Annotated in this window: 1 protein-coding gene; it reads right to left on the bottom strand. The window is 47.8% G+C overall.

Annotation, left to right across the window (positions count from 1 at the left end; translation table 11 throughout):
- Nucleotides 1–2,138: hypothetical protein (locus QMD82_08550; protein ID MDI6851962.1), on the bottom strand; the 2,138-nt coding region annotated here is incomplete at both ends.

Raw genomic sequence — 2,138 nt, 5'->3', positions numbered from 1 at the left:
CTCGTGCAAGAAGAAATCCCGAATGCAACTTGTCCCGGGTATTTCTTGTCCTGCTGAATCGGTCTGTCTAAATGCTGAGAAGCTCAGGACCCTCTCGATTTCAATCCCCTGATCTTGTAGTTTTAATTGGGCTAAGTTTAAGCCAGCTTCTTCATACAGCGAGTAAATTTCGTCTTCTTTAGGCCCTGCACATGCACACCACCGATCAAGATCCCAAAATGTATCAAAATTGTCGTCAAGATGAGGATATGGAAGCCAGCAGGAAACAACCAATTTTAGGTCATCCCTCCAACTCTGTATTTTCTGTGTAATTTCATTTAGTAGGTGATTTGCTTCGTGGATTCCTCCGCGATCCGTATTTTCCATTCCATAGCATCTCCATAAAAGTGCCGTGTCCCAGAAGTTGAAGGAAATGCCCTTAAAAGCTGGGTAATGCCCGTATTCTCCGAGTATGTCATCAACTATGTTGAGTATTGCCTTCTTCGTTGGTTCTCCCCGGCGATTAACGGGGTTGTCAACGTACATTTTCATCAAGGAAGGTATTTCATTTATTGTGAGTGATGGTATCACAAAGACATCATTCACTTTGGCTACCTTTAATAGGAGTTCAAACCAGTCCTCGCGGGGATGTTGGAACACTGTTCTCCGAGATGAGAGACAATCCTCCACCCTTGAGGGGTAATGGGGCATCGTGTAGAAATATATGGGATAGATTATGAGGTTTTGACCGGTGTAATGGAGGTATTCCATTGCGTTGCGAACAGCCCTGTAGAACTCCGTGTAATTCCTGCAATTTTGAGAGCCAAAGCATTCAAAAAAGCTGGGATCCTCCCACCAAAGTCCAAGCAGCCTGCCCCCATCCTGGGGTAAATTTACATGGGTTTCGGGCAACCATCCAGTGGCTTCGCTTCCCTCGATTTCATACACCTCTATCTTTCTTGCCGCTGCTCTCGAACCATTCAATCGGTTCACGATGGTGATTAGGCAGTCTTCTCCCTGAGGCCAGAAGATCATCTTGTGTTCCTTAAAATTATTTGTGCAAGGATATACTTCACCAGTGAAAACGCCAGTTTGTGTGTCTGGAAAAAGCGCGGTTTGGGCGGTGGAGAACAAATCTATCTCCATCGTCCTCTTTTCATCGTCTGGGTAGGTCACAACAACCACGTGGGGTTGCCTCAGCTTATCCACTTTGAATCGGTAGCCAAACCTACTACCCCATTTATCTCCTGTCTCCTTGTAGAGGGCAACAGGCTGAGTACCCCAAACAATCCGAGTTCCTTCCGTCTCGAAATATGGACGAGCCGGAACAACCTGTCCACCATACCATACAAAGGCAGATTCCTTGCGGTATACGCCCACGAGTATATCGCTGTATCCATCGCCGTTTACGTCACCTGCAGACGCCAAGCAAAGGCCAAGACAAGCTTCTGTCTTATTCGCTCCAATAACCCAGTTAGGCGCGGCTGGTAGTCCAGCCGAACTGCCATAAAACACAAATGCACATCCTTCATCAACCTCGCCATAATCGTACCAATGTGCACCAATAATTACGTCGTCAAATCCATCGTTATTCAGATCCCCTACACCTGCCACACAGGCGCCGACCTCAGGATCTACCTGTCCTGGCCTCCCAACATCAACAGCCCCGACCCAGTCGGGATCGGGGTAAGGGTCATCCTGTCCACCAGTATGTTGTTTGGTTAGTCCATTCATGCTGCCATAGTACAGGAATGCGGCCCCCCGGTTTTTGCCTTCAATTTGGTAATGGTTTGAGCCGATAATCAAGTCGTCGTACCCATCCCCATTTACATCGCCTGCACACGCAACAGAAAAGCCAAAGATAGCACAAGAACCACTACCACTTACCACTCCTTGGTTCGACCATGCACTCCAGTCGGGTTTATATGATGGCTCATTCGGTCCGCCAGGGGTTGTTGATGGCCCAGCTAAGCTACCATAGTAGACGTATACAGCTTCCTCTTTATTGCTAAAACCAATTAATGTACCATCGTAGAAACATTGGCCGATAATCACGTCGTCGAATCCATCGCCGTTCACGTCTCCCGCAGCCACAGAGATTCCGAAGCCAACGTCTTCTTGTTCTTGGTATGGTCCTTCGACCTTCCAATCCCAAGTGG

The organism is bacterium (genome assembly GCA_030019025.1).
Classification (GTDB): domain Bacteria; phylum Hydrothermota; class Hydrothermia; order UBA1063; family UBA1063; genus UBA1063.
Note: the sequence above shows the minus strand (reverse complement) of the source record. Positions and strands in the feature narration are given on the sequence as shown.